The organism is Siccibacter colletis (assembly GCF_025914095.1).
Taxonomy (GTDB): domain Bacteria; phylum Pseudomonadota; class Gammaproteobacteria; order Enterobacterales; family Enterobacteriaceae; genus Siccibacter; species Siccibacter colletis.
In genome coordinates this window covers 3,253,967-3,273,545 of record NZ_CP074352.1, presented here as the reverse complement: position 1 = coordinate 3,273,545, position 19,579 = coordinate 3,253,967, and the positions used below count along the sequence as shown (strand labels likewise).

The 19,579-nt window shown below is 58.0% G+C and carries 19 protein-coding genes; 12 read left to right on the top strand and 7 right to left on the bottom strand.

The genetic code is table 11. From position 1 onward, the window contains the following. Positions 1-46: 46 nt before the first annotated feature. Positions 47-859 (top strand): tRNA cyclic N6-threonylcarbamoyladenosine(37) synthase TcdA, encoded by an 813-nt coding sequence (gene tcdA / locus KFZ77_RS15750; protein WP_264384735.1) that lies wholly within the window; start codon positions 47-49, stop codon positions 857-859. Positions 860-865: 6 nt separating this feature from the next. Here tcdA and csdE read toward each other — a convergent pair whose 3' ends face one another. Further along, the gene (gene csdE / locus KFZ77_RS15745) at positions 866-1,309 is read right to left on the bottom strand and encodes a cysteine desulfurase sulfur acceptor subunit CsdE (protein WP_264384734.1); all 444 of its coding nucleotides are present in this window, start codon (positions 1,307-1,309) and stop codon (positions 866-868) included. Then, positions 1,310-2,515, bottom strand: coding sequence for a cysteine desulfurase CsdA (csdA, locus tag KFZ77_RS15740; protein ID WP_264384733.1), 1,206 nt, complete (start codon positions 2,513-2,515; stop codon positions 1,310-1,312). It abuts the gene before it with no gap. Between the two features lie 193 nt (positions 2,516-2,708). Here csdA and KFZ77_RS15735 point away from each other — a divergent pair, with 193 nt between their 5' ends. The 4 genes from KFZ77_RS15735 (at position 2,709) to rlmM (ending at position 5,731) form a co-directional block, all read left to right on the top strand. After that, positions 2,709-2,936 (top strand): YgdI/YgdR family lipoprotein, encoded by a 228-nt coding sequence (locus KFZ77_RS15735; protein ID WP_031524625.1) that lies wholly within the window; start codon positions 2,709-2,711, stop codon positions 2,934-2,936. A gap of 343 nt (positions 2,937-3,279) precedes the next feature. Further along, the gene (gene gcvA, locus KFZ77_RS15730) at positions 3,280-4,197 is read left to right on the top strand and encodes a glycine cleavage system transcriptional regulator GcvA (RefSeq protein WP_031522823.1); all 918 of its coding nucleotides are present in this window, start codon (positions 3,280-3,282) and stop codon (positions 4,195-4,197) included. 45 nt (positions 4,198-4,242) lie between these two features. Then, complete coding sequence (locus KFZ77_RS15725; RefSeq protein ID WP_024550687.1) at positions 4,243-4,638, top strand: DUF423 domain-containing protein; 396 nt, start codon at positions 4,243-4,245, stop codon at positions 4,636-4,638. Beyond that, positions 4,631-5,731 carry a 23S rRNA (cytidine(2498)-2'-O)-methyltransferase RlmM gene (gene rlmM, locus KFZ77_RS15720; protein WP_264384732.1) on the top strand — a complete coding sequence of 367 codons (1,101 nt, stop codon included), beginning with the start codon at positions 4,631-4,633 and terminating at the stop codon, positions 5,729-5,731. The genes KFZ77_RS15725 and rlmM overlap by 8 nt, the downstream gene beginning before the upstream one ends. A 92-nt stretch (positions 5,732-5,823) precedes the next feature. On the opposite strand, the gene xni is transcribed toward rlmM, so the two are convergent. The 5 genes from xni to queF form a co-directional block, all read right to left on the bottom strand. After that, the gene (gene xni, locus KFZ77_RS15715) at positions 5,824-6,585 is read right to left on the bottom strand and encodes a flap endonuclease Xni (protein ID WP_264384731.1); all 762 of its coding nucleotides are present in this window, start codon (positions 6,583-6,585) and stop codon (positions 5,824-5,826) included. Between the two features lie 132 nt (positions 6,586-6,717). Next, positions 6,718-8,085, bottom strand: coding sequence for an L-serine ammonia-lyase (locus KFZ77_RS15710; RefSeq protein ID WP_031522829.1), 1,368 nt, complete (start codon positions 8,083-8,085; stop codon positions 6,718-6,720). Positions 8,086-8,147: 62 nt separating this feature from the next. Further along, the gene (locus tag KFZ77_RS15705) at positions 8,148-9,437 is read right to left on the bottom strand and encodes an HAAAP family serine/threonine permease (RefSeq protein WP_264384730.1); all 1,290 of its coding nucleotides are present in this window, start codon (positions 9,435-9,437) and stop codon (positions 8,148-8,150) included. Between the two features lie 462 nt (positions 9,438-9,899). Beyond that, a complete protein-coding gene (gene ppnN / locus KFZ77_RS15700; protein WP_264384729.1) occupies positions 9,900-11,264 on the bottom strand; it encodes a nucleotide 5'-monophosphate nucleosidase PpnN in 1,365 nt (454 codons plus the stop codon). 97 nt (positions 11,265-11,361) lie between these two features. Then, positions 11,362-12,207 carry an NADPH-dependent 7-cyano-7-deazaguanine reductase QueF gene (queF, locus tag KFZ77_RS15695; RefSeq protein WP_264384728.1) on the bottom strand — a complete coding sequence of 282 codons (846 nt, stop codon included), beginning with the start codon at positions 12,205-12,207 and terminating at the stop codon, positions 11,362-11,364. 69 nt (positions 12,208-12,276) lie between these two features. Here queF and syd point away from each other — a divergent pair, with 69 nt between their 5' ends. From syd to gudD, 7 genes are all read left to right on the top strand, one after another. After that, complete coding sequence (gene syd, locus KFZ77_RS15690) at positions 12,277-12,822, top strand: SecY-interacting protein (protein ID WP_406678812.1); 546 nt, start codon at positions 12,277-12,279, stop codon at positions 12,820-12,822. A 647-nt stretch (positions 12,823-13,469) separates the two neighbouring features. Beyond that, positions 13,470-13,799, top strand: a complete 330-nt coding sequence (locus KFZ77_RS15685; RefSeq protein ID WP_031522841.1) for a YqcC family protein — start codon at positions 13,470-13,472, stop codon at positions 13,797-13,799. Then, entirely contained in the window at positions 13,796-14,584 is a 789-nt protein-coding gene (gene truC / locus KFZ77_RS15680; RefSeq protein ID WP_264384727.1) for a tRNA pseudouridine(65) synthase TruC, read from the top strand. The genes KFZ77_RS15685 and truC overlap by 4 nt, the downstream gene beginning before the upstream one ends. A gap of 13 nt (positions 14,585-14,597) precedes the next feature. Beyond that, positions 14,598-15,047 carry a flavodoxin gene (locus KFZ77_RS15675; protein WP_031522845.1) on the top strand — a complete coding sequence of 150 codons (450 nt, stop codon included), beginning with the start codon at positions 14,598-14,600 and terminating at the stop codon, positions 15,045-15,047. Between the two features lie 374 nt (positions 15,048-15,421). Beyond that, positions 15,422-16,786 carry an MFS transporter gene (locus KFZ77_RS15670; protein ID WP_031522847.1) on the top strand — a complete coding sequence of 455 codons (1,365 nt, stop codon included), beginning with the start codon at positions 15,422-15,424 and terminating at the stop codon, positions 16,784-16,786. Then, entirely contained in the window at positions 16,783-18,120 is a 1,338-nt protein-coding gene (locus KFZ77_RS15665) for a glucarate dehydratase family protein (RefSeq protein ID WP_264384726.1), read from the top strand. Before KFZ77_RS15670 ends, KFZ77_RS15665 begins: the two co-directional genes overlap by 4 nt. A 25-nt stretch (positions 18,121-18,145) precedes the next feature. Next, the gene (gene gudD, locus KFZ77_RS15660) at positions 18,146-19,486 is read left to right on the top strand and encodes a glucarate dehydratase (protein WP_264384725.1); all 1,341 of its coding nucleotides are present in this window, start codon (positions 18,146-18,148) and stop codon (positions 19,484-19,486) included. Positions 19,487-19,579: the final 93 nt, after the last annotated feature.

The window sequence follows — 19,579 nt, the reverse complement described above, 5'->3', positions numbered from 1 at the left end:
CATCCGCGCGTTTACTTTCTTACGAATTCACTTTCCGAGGTTTTTCATGTCTGTTGTTCTCACCGACGCCTGGCGCCAGCGCTTTGGCGGTACGGCACGTTTATATGGCGAATCTGCGCTGGCCCACTTTGCGGCCGCCCATATCTGCGTGGTCGGCATCGGTGGCGTAGGCTCCTGGGCCGCCGAGGCGCTGGCGCGTACCGGCATTGGCGCCATCACGCTGATTGATATGGATGACGTCTGCGTCACCAATACCAATCGCCAGATCCACGCCCTGCGCGATACCGTGGGCGTGGCGAAAGCGGAAGTGATGGCCGAGCGTATTCGCCAGATTAACCCGGAGTGCCGCGTTACCGTGGTGGACGATTTTGTAACGCCGGATAACGTTGCCGCCCTGATGAATCAGGGCTTCAGCTATGTTATCGACGCCATTGACAGCGTCCGTCCGAAAGCGGCGCTGATCGCGTACTGCCGTCGCTACAAGATCCCGCTGGTGACCACCGGTGGGGCTGGCGGGCAAATCGATCCGACGCAGATTCAGGTGGCCGACCTGGCGAAGACCATTCAGGATCCGCTGGCGGCAAAGCTGCGCGAGCGGCTGAAAAGCGATTTCGGCGTGGTGAAAAACAGTAAAGGGAAGCTGGGCGTCGACTGCGTATTTTCAACTGAAGCGCTGGTCTACCCGCAGGCGGATGGTTCGGTGTGTGCCGCAAAAGGTACGGCGGAAGGGCCGAAACGCATGGACTGCGCCTCGGGCTTTGGGGCGGCGACGATGGTCACGGCGACCTTTGGATTTATCGCCGTTTCCCACGCGCTGAAAAAGCTGCTGGCCAAAGCGGCGCGCGACGCCGCTGCGTAATACGCATCAAGCCTGGCGCGCGGCCTGCTGTACCGCCGCCGCCAGCGCAGCCAACCCCTGATTTCGCGAGGCGCTGAGCTGCGCCCGCAGCCCCAGTTCGTCAAACAGCGCCAGCGGGTCCTGCTCCCGTAGCAGCGACGCAGGCTGACCCTCTACCGCCGTCAGTAACACCGCCAGTAATCCACGCACGATGCGCCCTTCACTGTCACCATAGAAGTGCAGCGAGCCGTCCGGCAGCCGATCGTGTCCCAGCCAGACGCGGTTTTCGCAGCCGGGGATCTCCGTGGTGCGCTGTTTAATCTCTTCAGGCAGCACTGGAAGCTGTTTGCCCAGCATGATCAGCGCCCGGTATTTGTCTTCCCACTGCGTCAGCGGTGAAAAAGTCTGGCGCAGCGTGTCCGCCGTGACCGTGGTGCCGAACGGGTGGCCGGCGAGCGAAGTACCTGTCATTTAATCCCCCAGTATTTCAAGTGCGCGGTCGATGGCGTTTACCAGCGCATCGACATCCTGACGGGTATTATAGGGCGCAAAGGAGGCACGTAACGTGCCGCTGACTCCCAGGGCCGCCAGCAGCGGCTGGGCGCAGTGTTGCCCGGCGCGCAGCGCCACGCCGGATTCAGCCAGCAGCGTGACCAGATCGCTGTGGTGAATGCCGTCAAAATCAAACGCCAGCAGGCTGGAATCCTGGCAGCGGAACGAGCGGAAGCCGGGGCGGCTGGAGAGCGCGGCTTCGGCCAGCGTCGCCAGACCGCGGCTGTAGTTTTCCGCCTCGGTCAGGTCGATGTCCTGCAGCCACTCCAGCGCCGCGCTCAGGCCGATAACCCCCGCCACGTTGGGCGTCCCGGCCTCCAGACGCCAGGGGAGCGGCTGGGTGTCGAAGCCGTCAAAGGAGACGCGAACGATCATCTTGCCGCCGCCGAGCCACGGGGTCATCTCTTCCAGCAGCTCGCGCTTGCCGTACAGCACGCCGATGCCGGTCGGGCCGTACAGCTTATGGCCTGAGAAAGCATAGAAGTCGATATCCAGCTGCTGCACGTCCGGCGGGCAATGCACCACGCCCTGAGCGCCGTCGACCATTACCTTTACGCCTGTGGCATGGGCAAGCGTAATGGCGCGCGCCAGGTCAGGGCAGCCGCCGGTAACGTTGGACATCTGACCGAGCGCCAGCAGGCGAGTGCGGTCGTTAAGCAGGGCCGGGAGCTGCTCCAGCGCGGGCAGACGGTCTGGACCGATGGGCAGTTTCACCACGGTTGCGCCGGTCTGCTGCGCCACCATCAGCCAGGGCACCAGATTGGCGTGATGCTCGGCTTCGCTGACGATAATGTTATCGCCCGGCTGAAGACGCGGGCGCAGCCAGCACTGCGCCACCATATTGATGGCCTCGGTGGTGCCGCGCGTCCAGATAACGCTCTCGCTTTCCGGGGCATTTAACAGACGGGCCACGGCGGCACGTCCGGCTTCGTAGCGGCCGGTAAGCTGTTGGGCCTCTGCGAACTGGCTGCGGTGTACGTTCCCGGCGCTGAGGCTGTAGAACTGGCGGCTGGCTTCAATGACCGCCGTCGGTTTCAGGGCGGTGGCGGCGCTGTCGAGATAGACGCCCGCATCGGCCAGCGCAGGGAACTGCGCGCGAAAACGGGCCGGGCTGAATGCTTTCATGATATTCCTCGTGTCATTCCCACGATCGTCGCCCATTTTCCTGCATCGCACAAGGCTATTGATAACCATCGGAATTGTCCGTTTCACCTGGCGAAGTTGTAAAAGCAGGTTATGCTGAAAAGTGTCAGGTGAATGTTCTGGCCTCTTAGCAAAAGAGGCATACATAGTATTTGTGTCTACAAGGAGAAGAATTATGAATAAGGCAGCCGCTGTAGTTTCAGCATGTATGATGACCTTTGCACTCGCAGCTTGCTCAGGTCCGAACTATGTAATGCACACCAATGATGGCCGCACCATTGTCTCTGACGGCAAACCGACTACCGACAATGATACCGGCATGATTCAGTACAAAGATGCTAACGGCAACAAGCAGCAGATTAACCGCACCGATGTTAAAGAGATGGTCGCGCTGGAAGACTAATCTGCAGGCAAAAAAAAGCACCGCAATTTTGCGGTGCTACATTAATCACTATGGACAGACAGGGTAAATGTACAGGAAGTGAAAATGGGTAGCGTTGCTACCGTGGTCTGAAACGTCAGACCAATTGCAAACACAACAACACAACATCACAACCGTAAGCCAAAAGCCCTTCAGAACTCTCATCCTAAAAAACTTTTCGTTCCGGCTCAGGAAGTGCCGCCACTATAGGTATTTGCTGGTGCAACCTCAACGGACAATTTATAATGGCTCAGATAAAAAAAACTAATAGGTAACCTGTTGTTTCCTGTTTGTTAATTGCTGTTAACAATTGAACTCTGACGCCATGTCCAAGCGATTACCACCACTGAATGCATTACGTGTTTTTGATGCCGCCGCCCGCCACCTCAGTTTCACCAAAGCGGCCGAAGAACTTTTCGTCACGCAGGCCGCAGTAAGCCACCAGATTAAGTCATTAGAGGACTTTTTAGGGATAAAGCTGTTCCGTCGACGCAACCGTTCGCTGCTGCTCACCGAAGAGGGGCAGAGCTATTTCCAGGATATCAAAGAGATTTTTTCCCAGCTAAATGAGGCAACGCGCAAGCTGCAGGCAAGGAGCGCGCGCGGTGCCTTAACGGTCAGTTTGTTACCCAGTTTTGCCATTCACTGGCTGGTGCCACGTCTCTCAAGCTTTAACTCAGCTTATCCGGGAATCGACGTTCGTATCCAGGCGGTAGACCGGGAAGAGGACAAGCTGGCCGACGATGTCGACGTGGCGATTTTTTACGGTCGCGGCAACTGGCCGGGGCTGCGCGTGGAGAAACTTTACGCAGAATATCTGCTGCCGGTGTGCTCGCCGCTGCTGCTTACCGGCGACAAACCGCTGAAAACGCCGCAGGACCTCGAAAAGCACACGTTATTGCATGACGCTTCGCGCCGCGACTGGCAAACTTATACCCGCCAGTTGGGTCTTACTCATATCAACGTCCAGCAGGGGCCGATCTTCAGCCATAGCGCGATGGTACTGCAGGCTGCCATCCACGGTCAGGGGATTGCGCTGGCGAATAACGTGATGGCGCAGACGGAAATAGAGGCCGGGCGTCTGGTCTGCCCGTTTAACGATGTGCTGGTGAGTAAAAATGCCTTTTATCTGGTTTGTCATGACAGCCAGGCAGAACTGGGTAAAATAGCGGCCTTCCGCCAATGGATCCTGGCGAAAGCGGCCAGTGAACAAGAAAAATTTCGCTTTCGCTACGAGCAATAACAGATTCGCGTGCGCTGCACGCCTTACTTTAGGGTTATAACCACCATGACCAGCCGTTTCATGCTGATTTTCGCCGCGGTGAGTGGCTTTATTTTTGTTGCCCTGGGCGCGTTTGGCGCGCACGTGCTGAGCAAGACGCTCGGCGTTGTCGAGATGGGATGGATTCAGACCGGGCTTGAGTACCAGGCATTCCACACGCTGGCAATTTTTGGTCTGGCGGTGGCTATGCAGCGCCGGATCAGTATCTGGTTTTACTGGAGCAGCGTATTTATGGCGCTGGGTACCGTGCTGTTCAGCGGCAGCCTTTACTGCCTCGCGCTGTCGCATCTGCGTCTGTGGGCCTTCGTGACGCCGGTTGGCGGCGTCAGCTTCCTTGCCGGTTGGGTGTTGATGTTAATCGGCGCGCTGCGTCTTAAGCGTAAAGGCTCTGTGAATGAATAAAGTTATTTTGTACTGCCGCCAGGGATTTGAAAAAGAGTGTGCGGCAGAGATCACTGATAAAGCCGCTCGGCTTGAGGTGTATGGTTTTGCCCGCGTGAAGGAGAACTCCGGCTACGTGGTGTTTGAATGCTACCAGCCTGACGATGCGGAAAAACTGGGGCGCGATCTGCCGTTCAGCTCGCTGATCTTCGCTCGCCAGATGTTTATCGCCGGTGAACTGCTTACCGATCTGCCGCCGGAAGACCGTATTTCTCCCATCGTCGGCATGCTGCAGGGCGTGGTGGAGAAGGGCGGCGATCTGCGGGTTGAGGTTGCAGACACCAACGAAAGCAAAGAGCTGATGAAGTTCTGCCGTAAATTCACCGTCCCGCTGCGTGCCGCACTGCGCGAGGCGAAGGTGCTGACTAACTATGAAACCCCGAAGCGTCCGGTGGTGCACGTGTTCTTTATCGCGCCGGGCTGCTGCTATACCGGCTACTCGCTGAGCACCAACAATTCGCCGTTTTATATGGGTATTCCGCGTCTGCGCTTCCCGTCCGATGCGCCAAGCCGTTCTACGCTTAAGCTGGAAGAGGCGTTTCACGTGTTTATTCCGGCCGACGAGTGGGATGAGCGTCTGGCCAACGGCATGCACGCCGTGGACCTGGGTGCCTGTCCGGGCGGCTGGACCTATCAGCTGGTGAAACGCAACATGTGGGTCGCATCAGTAGACAACGGCCCGATGGCCCAGAGCCTGATGGATACCGGGCAGGTGACCTGGCTGCGTGAAGATGGTTTCCGCTATCGTCCGACGCGCAGCAACATCTCCTGGATGGTGTGCGATATGGTGGAGAAGCCGGCCAAGGTTACGGCGCTGATGGCGCAGTGGCTGGTGAACGGCTGGTGCCGCGAAACCATTTTTAACCTCAAGCTGCCCATGAAAAAGCGCTACGAAGAGGTGTCGCAAAACCTTGCCTCGCTGCGGGAACAGCTTGAATCCCAAGGCATTGCAGCCCAGATTCAGGCGCGCCAGCTCTATCACGATCGCGAAGAAGTGACGGTGCACGTGCGCCGCATGTGGGCCGCCGTCGGCGGTCGTCGCGACGAGCGATAAGCTTTCTCCTCTCACGCGCACCCACTTTTACGGTCGGGTGCGCGTCGCACATCCTCTACCGCTAAACTCTGCCCGCGGGTATGACTTTCCCTTCAGGCGTGCCGGGCTAACCGCAGCTGTTGCAGATTCCCGTCGAGCTGTAAATCCGTTCTCAGACGCGCCACTTCACGGCAGGTGAAAGCGCTGTCGCGGTGCGCTTCCAGCTTTTTACGCCACTTCTCCGGGACGGCATCCAGCCGGGCATACAGGTTTTCCAGCGTGCCGAATTCAGTAATCAGCTGCGTGGCGCTTTTCGGGCCGATACCCGCTACGCCGCCAATTTTGCTACTGCTGATCCCCGCCAGCCCCCAGAAATCAGGTAGCTGTTGAGGAGCGACGCCAAATTCTGCGGCGATAAAGGGCACATCGAGCCAGCGTTTCTGGAAATAGTCGCGGATGCGAATGGTCGGAGACAGCAGCTGACAGTAGCCTTTATCAGTGGAAACGATCGTCGCTTCGTGACCGGCCCCGGCGATTTTTACCGCCAGCGTCGCCGCCAGATCGTCGGCTTCATTGCCCTCCGAATGCCAGCAGGCGACGCCGCGGGCGATGAACGCCTCGCGCAGGCGCGGCATCTCAGCCACCAGATCGTCCGGCATCGGCGTGCGTCCGGCCTTGTAATCGGCAAGCAGCTGATGCCGCCAGCCGCTGCTGCGGGCGTCGTCATCAAATACCGCCACCGCGTGGGTCGGATTACTTTGTACCAGCAGCTGTTCCAGCGCGCTCAGACAGCCGTCGCGGCACGGGGAACCCTGCACGGCATGGATACGGCGGATCAGGTTTAAGGCATCAACAATTAATAAATGTACGGACACAGCGGGCGCTTCCTGCATAACAGAGTGGCGTAAGTGTGGCATTTTATGGCCCGGTCAGGCCAGGGGGGAAGTGTAAAACGGGAAAGCGGCGCGCAAATTCCTCTGCCCGTGGCGGGCAGAGGAGGACGGATATCAGTCGCAGGCGACGATCTTCAGCGCCAGGCCACCGCGCGAGGTTTCGCGGTACTTGGCGTTCATGTCTTTGCCGGTTTCGTACATGGTTTCAATGACTTTATCGAGGCAGACGCGCGGATCGCTGGTGCGGCGCATCGCCATGCGGGCGGCATTTACCGCTTTCACGGCGGCAATCGCGTTACGCTCGATGCACGGTACCTGAACCTGGCCGGCGACCGGGTCGCAGGTCAGTCCAAGGTTGTGCTCCATGCCGATTTCCGCGGCGATAAACACCTGCGCCGGGCTGGCGCCGAGCAGCTCGGCAAGCCCTGCGGCTGCCATAGAGCAGGCCACCCCCACTTCGCCCTGACAGCCTACTTCAGCGCCAGAGATCGAAGCGTTCATCTTATAGAGCGACCCAATGGCGCTGGCAACCAGCATGTAGCGTGCCAGAGAGTTAGCGTTCACTTCGCGGATAAACTTGTTGTAGTACGCCAGCACCGCCGGAACAATGCCGCAGGCACCGTTGGTTGGCGCGGTTACCACGCGTCCGCCCGCTGCGTTCTCTTCGTTAACCGCCAGCGCAAAGACGTTGATCCAGTCCACTACGCTCATCGGGTCGACGTTGGTTTTATCCTGGCTCACCAGCATGCGGCGCAGCGCGGCCGCACGGCGCGGAACGCGCAGCTTGCCGGGCAACACGCCCTCAGTGGTGGTGCCACGCTCAATCCCGCCGTGCATAACCGCCCAGACGCTGGCGAAGTGTGCATCCAGCTCCTGCTGGGTATGCAACGCCAGCTCGTTTTTCATCATCAGGCCGGAGAGCGACAGGCCGGTATCGTTGCAGTGTTTCTGAAGGTCGGCCGCGTTTTTGTAGGGATAAGGCACCGCTACGTCGCTGTCGCTGCTCTGCCCGAAATGCGCTTCATCAACGATAAATCCGCCGCCGATGGAGTAATACGTCTGGCTGTAGATGACCTGTTCGCCAGCCAGGGCAGTAATGCGCATGCCGTTCTCGTGCAGCGAGAGGTTATCGGCATGGAACACCATGCACTGGTCTACCGGGAACTCCACTTCATGCTGCCCCTGGGCCAGCATCAGACGTGAGTGGGTGTTCACATCCTGAATAAAGCCCGGAATGGCGTCGATATCCACCGTGTCCGGCAGGTTGCCGGCGAGGCCCATAATAATGGCGATATCGGTGTGGTGGCCCTTGCCGGTCAGCGACAGCGAGCCGTACACATCGACCACGACGCGGGTCGTGTTGAGCAGCAAACCCTGAGCAACCAGATCGTCCACGAACTGTTTACCCGCTTTCATCGGCCCGACGGTATGCGAGCTGGAAGGACCAATGCCGATTTTGAAAATATCAAATACGCTAATCATGATGCGTCCATGACGAGAAAAGAAGGATGGAAGAAGCGCCGCCGGGCGGCGGCGCTAAAGACTTAGCTGAAGAGGGAGTAGAAGATCGCAGAGATTGCGATAAGGCCCATGATGACTACGAACAGGTTGCTGATGTGGCCGCTGTACTTGCGCATCGCCGGAACTTTGGCAATAGCATACATCGGCATCAGGAACAGGATCATCGCAATGATCGGGCCGCCCAGGGTTTCAATCATCCCCAGAATGCTCGGGTTCAGCGTCGCCACAATCCAGGTGGTGACCAGCATGAACGCCGCAGTAATGCGGTTCAGCTTGTTAACTTCGATGGTTTTGCCTTTACCGCGCAGAGACTTAATCACCATGCCGTTGAAGCCTTCACGCGCGCCCAGGTAGTGGCCGAGGAAGGATTTGGTAATGGCGATAATGGCGATAATCGGTGCCATCCAGGCAATGATCGGCGCGTTAAAGTGGTTTGCCAGGTAGGAGAGAATCGAGATGTTCTGCTCTTTGGCGGCAGCCAGATCGGCAGGCGTCAGGCTCAGCACGCAGCTGAACACGAAGAACATCACGGTCAGCACCATCATAATGTGGGCAAACGCCAGAATTTTAGAGCACTTCTTCTCAGCATCCACACCGTACTCTTCACGCTTCGCGACGGCGAAGGAGGAGATGATCGGGGAGTGGTTGAAGGAGAACACCATCACCGGGATTGCCAGCCACAGGGTCATCCACAGGCCGTTACCGGTGGTGCTTGCGCTGCTGAAAGAGAGGGTATCCAGCGCGGCACCGCTCCACTGCGGGATCAGGTAGCAGGCCAGCAGCATCAGGGCGGCAACAAACGGGAACACCAGCACGCTCATCGCTTTTACGATCATCTGCTCACCGAAACGCACGATGGTCATCATACCGATAATCAGGATCAGCGCGAGCAGGGCACGCGGCGGGGACACCAGGCCCAACTGGTGGGTAATGAAGCTGTCCACGGTATTGGTGATCGCCACGCTGTAAACCAGCAGGATCGGGTAAATCGCAAAGAAATAGAGCAGGGTAATGACTTTACCGGCGCCAACACCGAAATGTTCTTCTACTACTTCGGTGATGTCTTCGCCCGGATTTTTACCGGACAGCACAAAGCGGGTCAGGCCGCGGTGGGCGAAATAGGTCATCGGGAAGGCAAGAATTGCCATGATGATCAGCGGGATCATGCCGCCAACACCGGCGTTGATAGGCAGGAACAGCACGCCTGCGCCGATGGCGGTCCCGTAGAGGCCCAACATCCACATCGTGTCGGTCTTGCGCCATCCGCTTTTCGACTCGACGGAAGCAACCGTGCTGGTTTGAGTGGTTTCCATTTTTTCTCCTGGAGGAAGTAAATTGCCGATTTAATAGCCAAATATGGTGAAATATGTTCAGTCTTTAATATGAAATAGTGTTTCGGGTCGTATTTTTATAATTTTCACCCGTAATTGTTGGCGGGCGGAAAGATACATATAAGTTATCAATCTATCAGTGATCCCGATCTCAATTGCAATAATCCGCTCTCTGTGCGGCTGTTTTTAGATCAATCGACCGCAAGGGGTGAATTCTTCAACATTATATTGGCGCGAAGGCTATCACCAATGGCGAAAGCAATAAACGCTGCGGCAGGCAGATTCAGATATTTATCTTTATTCATGAGATTAAGCAGCATATTCAGTCAGTATAAAATCAACTTACTGAATAATTATGGCGAGAGTCAGCGCAGGAAAGGCGTCGAAAGATAAGTTTTGCGTATGGATAAAAAGCGGACGACAGGGTGCCGTCCGCGAGCGGGATCAGGTACAAATTTCGTAGCAGGGGATATAAGCCGTGCCGGGAAGTTTCATGCGGTGCTGCGCGACAAAACCCTGGAGCAGGTCATCCATGCGCAGCATCATCTGCCGATCGCCGTGGATTTTATACGGACCCCAGGTTTCAATCGCTTTGATACCCACCTCTTTCACGTTGCCGGCAACAATGCCTGAGAACGCGCGACGCAGGTCGGCCGCCAGCTGTTCCGCCGGGCGATCGGGGTAGAGATTGAGATTCGCCATATTTTCGTGGGTCGGCACAAACGGCACCTGCAGGTCCGGCGCGATGCGGATCGACCAGTTGAAGCCGTAAGCATCGCCGGTTTCGCGACGGTTTTCTTTTACCAGCGGCATCGCTTTTTTCATCTGACGCGCCACCTCAGCGGCATCATCAATAATGATGGTGTAATAGCGACGCGCCTGCTCCCCGAGCGTGCTGACGATGAACTCATCCAGTACGCGGAAATAATCAGCGCTCTCGCGCGGGCCGGTGAGGATCAGCGGCAGCACCTGATTATCGTTGTGCGGGTTCATCAGGATACCGAGCAGGTAGAGCAGCTCTTCTGCGGTGCCAACGCCGCCGGGGAAAATAATAATGCCGTGGGCGATACGCACGAAGGCTTCCAGACGTTTTTCAATGTCCGGCATGATAATCAGCTCGTTGACCAGCGGGTTTGGCGGCTCGGCCGCGATAATCGACGGCTCGGTCATGCCGATGAAACGGCCCTCTTTATAGCGCTGCTGCGCGTGGCCCACGGCGGCACCTTTCATCGGCGCTTCCATCGCGCCAGGCCCGCAGCCGGTGCAGATATTCAGCTCGCGCAGCCCAAGCTGGGTGCCGACGCGGCGCGCATAGAGGTACTCTTTCTCGTTAATCGAGTGTCCGCCCCAGCATACCACCATGCTCGGCGCTTCGCCGACGTGCAGCGCCCGGGCGTTGCGCAGGATCGAGAATACCAGGTTGGTGATGTGGGTGGAATCTTCGAGGTTGAGGTGCTGGAAGCGGCCCGCGCTGCTGATTTGTCCGTTGACGAACAAAATATCGCGCAGTACCGCGAACAGGTTAGCTTGCAGCGAGCGGATCAGACGCCCGTCAACGAAGGCGTCTTCCGGTGGGTTAATCAGCTCAAGCTTGACGCCGCGTTCGCGACGCAGCACGTTGATATCGAAATTTTCGAAGCGCGACAGCAGCTCTTTGCTGTTGTCGGTCAGGCTACCAGAATTAAGTACGGCGAGGGAACAGTTACGAAAAAGCTGGTACAGATCGCTGCTGGCGGTGCGCTTCAGTATGTCCACTTCCAGCTGCGACAGCATATCCATTGAGCCAAGCGGGCTAATATGTGTAATCAAGCTATCTCCTTATGGGGCGATGAAGGCCGCGCCCTGGAGTTACAATAGCCCTGCTCACTTCACTTTAACAACTCGCCATACACAATATTTGCGGCGATTACTGACGCACCAGTCGTCCGATAGCCGGCGTGTAGGGTACGTTGCTGCGCCACGGATTGATATCCAGCCCGCCGCGACGGGTATAGCGCGCATAAACGCTTAATGCTTCCGGCTGGCAGAAGCGCTGAAGGTCGTTAAAAATCCGCTCGACGCACTGCTCGTGGAACTCGTTGTGATGGCGGAACGACACCAGATAACGCAGCAGCTTCTCACGGTTGATTTTCGCGCCGCGATAGCGGATCTGCACCGAGCCCCAGTCCGGCTGATTGGTGATCAGACAGTTGGATTTCAGCAGATGGCTGACCAGCGTCTCCTCAACCACCTCGTCGCCCGCAGCGCCCTGCAGGTAGTCGGCGTTGAACGCGTAGTTGTCGATAGCGATATCTTGGTCGTCGATGCACTCGCCCTCAAAGCGCGCCACCGGCTGCCCTTCGATATCGGACAAACGGAACAGCGCAACGTTTACATCACCCTGCGCACAGGCACTGAGGTCGCGTTGCAGCGTGTCTTTTACGTCATCCCACGAAGCGAAGCGCGTCTGGTTAAAGCTGTTGAGATAGAGCTTGAAGCTTTTCGATTCCACCAGATTAACGCTGTTGGCATTCAGCTCGACCTGGCCGACGGCGACCTGCGGCAGGCCGCGCGCGTTGAGCCATGAGAGCTCATACAGCGTCCAGATATCGCCGCCGTGAAACGGTAGGGCATCGTCAAGCAGGCCCAGCGGCAGACGATTCATACTGCGCGGCACCGGTTGCAGTAGCGTGGCATCGTAAACGTCGCGGTAGTCGGTTGTTTTACCGAGCGTCAGGCCTTGCAGCGCCTGATGATTTTCATAAGAGGACATGTGTCACCGTAATAAAGCAGGTAGTATATGGCGTTCGCACTAGTGTACCAGACGATGAGGATGAACGGCGTGGAGAGTGAAGTACAACAGGCACTGCGGGAGTTTACCGGGCGTTATTCTGATGCCTTTCGGGAAAAACACGGCACCCTGCCTGCCAGTGAAGCCCTGTACGGCGTGCCGTCGCCCTGTATCGTCACCAGCCTGCAGGAAAGCGTATTATGGCAGCCCGCGCCCTTTAACGGCGAACCGCGGTTAAACGGGGTTGAAAAAGCCCTCGATATTTTGCTACAACCCACAGTTCACGCGTTTTATACCACGCAGTTCGCCGGGGATATGCCCGCGCGGTTTGATGGTATGGTGCTGACGCTGCTGCAGGTCTGGAGCGAAGACGATCTGGTTCGCCTGCAGGAAAACCAGATCGGTCATCTGGTCACGCAGAAGCGCCGCAAGCTGAGTCCGACGCTGTTCATCGCCACGCTGGAGGAGGAAACGGAGGTTATTTCCGTCTGTAATCTTACCGGCGAAGTGCTGCACGAAAAGCTCGGCGCTAAGCAGCGCACCCGTCTTTCGCCATCGCTGGCGCTGTTCCTTTCAAGTCTCACGCCTGAGGTGTAGTCCAGTTTGCTCACGGGTTTGTGAGAGATCTCTTACAAGCCTTGTGAGAGATCGATGCTTTGTAAGAAAAGGATGAAGAAGCGATAATAAATATTATCCTTTAATTTCAATGAATTAATGTAATTCCCCTCTCTTTCAAACGAAACGTGACCCCCGGATTTATCCTAAGGTGGCTTGTAAGCCTGGCCGTAATCAAGGATTCTATACCTCGCCAACAGGACGTTGAGCAAATGTAGCGAACATCAGGATGATGACGCTGCGTTAAGCAGGACACACCAGAAGGTGCAGCAGGGAAGAGCTTCGGGATTGAAGCAGAGGATAACGCAGGACGGCGTAAGGGACACCTCCAGGAAGGAGATTGGGAGCCGAGAGGAGTTTCGGCGGGTCAGGATGACCAGGGATGATGTGTCAGGGGGGTGACACACATTAAATGTCAGGATGATATGCGCAGGATGCGGTACAAGGATTGTCGGTCAGGAGACCACAGGAAAAGTTTTCATGGATGAGCAGGGAGCAACCATGTAGCCGGACTGCTGCAAAACGAAACCGGGAGCACTGCTAAAGCAGTGCTCCCTTTTTTATGTTTTTTTCCCGCCAGCACGCTCGTGCTATTCTTCGCGTCTGTTTTTTAGAACGTTCAGGTCATCATGGAACACCATAACCGTATACGCCGCCAGCTGATGCGGATTGAAGAGGTATTGCGCGCGCACCAGCAGTGGCAGCCCGTCGCGCCAGACGCCTCCGCTTTTGAAAGTACCCAGCCCTTCTTCATGGACACCCTGACGCCGCACCAGTGGCTGCAGTGGGTGTTGCTGCCGCGTATGCACGCGCTGCTTGATGGCGGCCATCCGTTACCGAACGCCTTCGCCGTCGCGCCGTACTATGAAATGGCGCTGGAAGCGGCGCATGCTGGCCGCGATGAACTGCTGGTGGTCCTGCTGGATCTCGACAAGCTGTTTGCCGGTGACGACGCGTGACCATTGAAATCCTCTACCAGGACGAGTGGCTAATTGCCGTCAACAAGCCCTCCGGCTGGCTGGTACACCGCAGCTGGCTGGATCGCGATGAAAAAGTAGTGGTGATGCAGACAGTGCGTGACCAGATTGGTCAGCACGTCTTTACCGTCCATCGTCTCGATCGGCCAACCTCCGGAGTACTGCTGATGGGGCTGTCGAGCGACGTCGGTCGTCTGCTGTCGCAGCAGTTCGAGCAGCATCAGATCCAGAAGCGCTATCACGCTGTGGTGCGCGGCTGGCTTGAGGGCGACGCGGTGCTTGATTATCCGCTGGTGGAGGAGCTGGATAAGATCGCCGATAAGTTTTCCCGCGCCGATAAAGATCCCCAGCCGGCGGTGACTCACTACAAAGGGCTGGCAACCACAGAGATGCCCGTCGCCACCGGGCGCTATCCCACCACGCGCTATAGCCTGGTGGAGCTGGAGCCGCAAACCGGGCGCAAGCACCAGCTGCGTCGCCATATGTCCCACCTGCGCCATCCGATGATTGGCGACTCTAAGCACGGCGATCTGCGCCAGAACCGCGCCGCGGCAGAGCACTTCGGCTGTAACCGTCTGATGCTGCACGCCAGCCGCCTGATGCTCACCCACCCGGTGACCGGCGAGCCGCTGGTAATTAACGCCGGGCTGGACCGCGTCTGGATGGACGCCCTGTCACACTTTGGCTGGATCGGGCATCTCCCTGAAATCGAAAGGGTTGAGTTTCCCGAAGTCAGCGGTCAGGATGACGGCACGCAGGTTGATTAATCAGGAGTCACTCATGGCAGAAGTAGGCATTTTTGTCGGCACCATGTACGGAAACGCGCTGCTGGTCGCTGAAGAAGCGCAGGCAATTTTAAGCGAGCAGGGCCACCAGGCGCGGGTATTCGAAGATCCGACGCTTGCCGACTGGGAAGGGTATCGCCAGAAAATCGCGCTGGTGGTCACCTCCACCACCGGTCAGGGCGAACTGCCTTCCAGCATCGTGCCGCTGTATGAAGATATTCATGCGCGCATTGGTCATCAGCCCGAACTGCGCTACGGCGTGATTGGTCTCGGCGACAGTTCCTATACCCACTTCAACGGCGGTGCGAAAAAGTTTGATACGCTGCTGCAGGAGCAGGGCGCGACCCGTCTCGGCGAGCCGCTGTTTATCGATGCAGCGGACCATCCCGAGCCGGAAACCGTGGCGAATCCGTGGGTTGAACGCTGGGCCGCGCTACTGAGCTAACGCCTTTTATGGCTTATGCCCGCTCCGCCCGGAGCGGGTAAACATCCGCGTCAAGCGACGCCCGTCACACGTTTTGCCCTTCATACTTCCATACCGCCATTTTTCCGCACCTGTTTCATTTTTCGTGAACTACTCCCCATCGCTTTGGGCTTATGCAAGAAATCCCCCCGGCATGGGCATGCAATGTTGTGTGGCTGCACGGTGAGAGGGTGAATCCCCCTTCATATACTTTTCGAGCCGGTTACAAAAAACGCAGGGTTTCAGAGCGTCCTCTGAGCAAACTGCAACAACACCCACACCTCATTCTGATTACCCTACAGGTTGTGCTGTTCAGAATGAATGTAGCGACAAAGCTATAATTCAGGAGTGCAACAATGAATACAGTAAGCCAGGCGGCGCAGATGGCGGAGAAACGCACTAACGCCCGCTATTGGATTGTGGTGATGCTGTTTATCGTCACCTCATTTAACTATGGCGACCGCGCCACGCTCTCCATTGCCGGGTCGGAAATGGCGCGCGAGATTGGCCTTGACCCCATCGGGATGGGCTACGTCTTTTCTGCGTTTTCATGGGCCTATGTTATCGGCCAGATCCCGGGCGGCTGGCTGCTTGACCGCTTTGGCTCAAAACGCGTCTACTTCTGGTCCATCTTCATCTGGTCACTCTTCACCCTGTTGCAGGGCTTCGTCGATGTCTTTAACGGCTTCGGCATTATCGTCGCACTCTTCACCCTGCGCTTCCTGGTAGGTCTGGCAGAAGCCCCTTCCTTCCCCGGTAACAGCCGTATTGTGGCGGCCTGGTTCCCGGCCCAGGAGAGGGGAACCGCGGTGGCCATCTTCAACTCGGCGCAGTACTTCGCCACGGTTATCTTTGCCCCGATCATGGGCTGGCTGACCCACGCGGTGGGCTGGCACTACGTGTTCTTCTTCATGGGCGGCCTCGGGATCATCATCAGCTTTATCTGGCTGAAAGTGATCCATGAACCGAACAACCATCCAGGCGTGAATAAAGCGGAGCTGGAGTACATGGAGCAGGGCGGGGCGCTGATCAATATGGATCAGAAGAACGACCACAAAGTGCAGGTGCCGATGCGCGAAAAATGGGGGCAGATCAAACAACTGCTGGCCTCGCGCATGATGATCGGCGTCTATATCGGTCAGTACTGCATCAATGCCCTGACCTACTTCTTCATCACCTGGTTCCCGGTATATCTGGTGCAGGCGCGCGGCATGTCGATTCTGGAGGCGGGGCTTATCGCCTCGGTGCCGGCGGTGTGTGGCTTTATCGGCGGCGTGCTCGGCGGGGTGATCTCCGACTGGCTGATGCGGCGCACCGGCTCCCTCAATATCGCCCGTAAAACGCCAATTGTGCTGGGCATGCTGCTTTCCACCACAATGGTGATCTGTAACTACGTGGACACCGAATGGCTGGTGGTTGGCTTTATGGCGCTCGCCTTCTTCGGCAAAGGCATTGGAGCCCTGGGCTGGGCGGTGATGGCAGATACCGCACCGAAAGAGATCAGCGGCCTGAGCGGCGGCCTGTTTAACATGTTTGGTAACGTCTCGGGGATCGTCACCCCTATCGCTATCGGGTACATCGTCGGTGTTTCCGGCTCCTTTAACGGTGCGCTGATTTACGTCGGTATTCACGCCCTGGTGGCGGTCCTCAGCTACCTGGTGCTGGTGGGCGACATCAAGCGTATTGAGCTGAAACCAGTACAGAGTGGGGTGAAACAATGAGTACTCAGGCAAGCCCGCGCGTGACGGAGATGAAAGTGATCCCCGTGGCCGGGCAGGACAGCATGCTGCTTAACATCGGCGGGGCGCATAACGCCTGGTTTACGCGCAATATCGTGGTGCTGACCGACAGCGCCGGTAATACCGGGGTCGGTGAAGCGCCGGGCGGGGAAGTGATCTACCAGACGCTGGTGGACGCCATTCCGCAGGTGGTTGGGCAGGAGATTGCCCGCCTGAACCGCGTGGTGCAGCAGGTGCACAAAGGCAACCAGTCGGCGGATTTCGACACCTTTGGTAAGGGCGCCTGGACCTTTGAGCTGAAGGTGAATGCGGTGGCGGCGCTGGAAGCCGCGCTGCTCGACCTGCTCGGCAAAGCGCTCAACGTGCCGGTGTGTGAGCTGCTCGGGCCGGGCAAACAGCGCGACGCGGTAACCGTGCTGGGCTACCTGTTCTACCTGGGAGATCGGCGCAAAACCGATCTGCCTTACCTGGAGCAGGGCAAGGGCGATCACCCCTGGTATCACCTGCGCCATCAGGAGGCGCTGAGCGCAGAGTCCGTGGTGCGTCTGGCGGAGGCGGCACAGGATCGCTACGGCTTTAAAGACTTTAAGCTCAAAGGTGGCGTATTGCCGGGCGAGCAGGAGATTGAAACCGCAAAAGCGCTGAAACACCGTTTCCCGAATGCGCGCATCACCGTGGACCCCAACGGGGCCTGGCTGCTGGATGAAGCCATTGCGCTGTGCAAAGGGCTGGGTGATGTACTGACCTATGCCGAAGATCCCTGCGGCGCGGAGCAGGGCTACTCGGGGCGCGAGGTGATGGCGGAGTTCCGCCGTGCGACCGGGCTGCCGGTTGCCACCAACATGATCGCCACCAACTGGCGCGAAATGGGCCATGCGGTGATGCTCAATGCAGTGGATATTCCGCTGGCCGACCCGCACTTCTGGACGCTCTCCGGCGCGGTGCGCGTGGCCCAGCTGTGCGATGACTGGGGGCTGACCTGGGGCTGTCACTCCAATAACCACTTTGATATTTCGCTCGCCATGTTCACCCACGTCGGCGCGGCGGCACCGGGCAACCCCACCGCCATTGATACCCACTGGATCTGGCAGGAGGGCGAAGCACGCCTCACCCGCGAACCGCTGGAGATCAAGGACGGCACCATTCGCGTGCCGGATGCCCCAGGCCTCGGCGTCGAGCTGGACTGGCAGCAGATTGAACGCGCCCACGCGGCGTATAAACAGCTTCCGGGCGGGGCGCGCAACGACGCCGGTCCGATGCAGTATCTGGTACCTGGCTGGACATTCGATCGCAAACGTCCGGCCTTTGGTCGCTAACTTCGCTGTGAAAAAGGAAACTACCATGAGTACATATCAGGGCACGCCTGTGGTCACCAGCATGCAGGTTATTCCGGTCGCCGGTTACGACAGCATGCTGATGAACCTGAGCGGGGCGCACGCGCCGTTCTTCACCCGTAACATCGTGATTATTACCGATAACGCCGGCCATACCGGCGTGGGTGAAATCCCCGGCGGCGAAAAGATCCGTCAGACGCTGGAGGATGCCGCCGCGCTGGTGGTGGGGAAAGCGCTGGGTGAATATAAAAACGTACTGACGGCAGTGCGCGCGGCCTTCGCTGACCGTGACGCAGGCGGGCGTGGATTACAGACCTTCGATCTGCGCACCACCATTCATGTGGTCACCGGCATTGAAGCCGCGATGCTCGATCTGCTCGGCCAGCACCTGGGCGTGAACGTCGCTTCCCTGCTGGGCGACGGGCAACAGCGCAGTGAAGTGGAGATGCTTGGCTACCTGTTCTTCATTGGCGATCGCACCCGCACGCCGCTGCCGTACCAGAGCCAGCCTGACGAGCGCTGCGACTGGTATCGGATTCGCCATGACGAGGCGATGACCCCGGATGCCGTGGTGCGCCTGGCGGAAGCGGCTTATGAGAAGTATGGCTTCAACGACTTTAAACTGAAGGGCGGCGTGCTGGCTGGCGCTGAAGAAGCGGAGGCGGTAACCGCACTGGCGAAGCGCTTCCCGCAGGCGCGCGTTACCCTCGATCCGAACGGAGCCTGGTCGCTTAACGAAGCGATTTCGCTTGGCAAGCAGCTGCGTGGCGTCCTCGCTTATGCAGAAGATCCGTGCGGGGCAGAACAGGGCTATTCGGGCCGCGAAGTGATGGCAGAGTTCCGCCGCGCGACCGGGCTGCCGACCGCCACTAACATGATTGCCACCGACTGGCGTCAGATGGGCCATACCCTGTCGCTGCAGTCCGTTGACATCCCGCTGGCAGACCCGCACTTCTGGACCATGCAGGGCTCGGTGCGCGTGGCGCAGATGTGCCATGATTTCGGCCTGACCTGGGGTTCACACTCCAACAACCACTTTGATATTTCGCTGGCAATGTTCACCCACGTTGCGGCAGCCGCGCCGGGGACGATCACCGCCATCGACACCCACTGGATCTGGCAGGAGGGCAACCAGCGTCTGACGAAGCAACCGTTTGAGATCAAAGGCGGGATGGTACAGGTGCCGACTACGCCGGGACTGGGGGTTGAGCTGGATATGGACCAGGTGATGAAAGCCCACGAGCTGTACCAGAAGCATGGTCTCGGCGCGCGCGACGACGCACTGTCTATGCAATACCTGATCCCCGACTGGACCTTCGATAACAAGCGCCCCTGCATGGTGCGCTAACGTCTGAGTAATATCGCAGGGCGGGCACGCGTCGCGCACCCGCCTTTTTATCCGACACTTATTTTAATTATCAGCACCCGTAGGGCGGGTAAG

Excerpts from the sequence above, each read along its gene's own strand:
- tcdA (WP_264384735.1), top strand. The coding sequence starts at position 47 with ATGTCTGTTGTTCTCACCGACGCCTGGCGCCAGCGCTTTGGCGGTACG.
- csdE (WP_264384734.1), bottom strand. The coding sequence starts at position 1,309 with ATGACAGGTACTTCGCTCGCCGGCCACCCGTTCGGCACCACGGTCACG.
- csdA (WP_264384733.1), bottom strand. The coding sequence starts at position 2,515 with ATGAAAGCATTCAGCCCGGCCCGTTTTCGCGCGCAGTTCCCTGCGCTG.
- KFZ77_RS15735 (WP_031524625.1), top strand. The coding sequence starts at position 2,709 with ATGAATAAGGCAGCCGCTGTAGTTTCAGCATGTATGATGACCTTTGCA.
- gcvA (WP_031522823.1), top strand. The coding sequence starts at position 3,280 with ATGTCCAAGCGATTACCACCACTGAATGCATTACGTGTTTTTGATGCC.
- KFZ77_RS15725 (WP_024550687.1), top strand. The coding sequence starts at position 4,243 with ATGACCAGCCGTTTCATGCTGATTTTCGCCGCGGTGAGTGGCTTTATT.
- rlmM (WP_264384732.1), top strand. The coding sequence starts at position 4,631 with ATGAATAAAGTTATTTTGTACTGCCGCCAGGGATTTGAAAAAGAGTGT.
- KFZ77_RS15710 (WP_031522829.1), bottom strand. The coding sequence starts at position 8,085 with ATGATTAGCGTATTTGATATTTTCAAAATCGGCATTGGTCCTTCCAGC.
- KFZ77_RS15705 (WP_264384730.1), bottom strand. The coding sequence starts at position 9,437 with ATGGAAACCACTCAAACCAGCACGGTTGCTTCCGTCGAGTCGAAAAGC.
- queF (WP_264384728.1), bottom strand. The coding sequence starts at position 12,207 with ATGTCCTCTTATGAAAATCATCAGGCGCTGCAAGGCCTGACGCTCGGT.
- KFZ77_RS15685 (WP_031522841.1), top strand. The coding sequence starts at position 13,470 with ATGGAACACCATAACCGTATACGCCGCCAGCTGATGCGGATTGAAGAG.
- KFZ77_RS15675 (WP_031522845.1), top strand. The coding sequence starts at position 14,598 with ATGGCAGAAGTAGGCATTTTTGTCGGCACCATGTACGGAAACGCGCTG.
- KFZ77_RS15670 (WP_031522847.1), top strand. The coding sequence starts at position 15,422 with ATGAATACAGTAAGCCAGGCGGCGCAGATGGCGGAGAAACGCACTAAC.
- KFZ77_RS15665 (WP_264384726.1), top strand. The coding sequence starts at position 16,783 with ATGAGTACTCAGGCAAGCCCGCGCGTGACGGAGATGAAAGTGATCCCC.
- gudD (WP_264384725.1), top strand. The coding sequence starts at position 18,146 with ATGAGTACATATCAGGGCACGCCTGTGGTCACCAGCATGCAGGTTATT.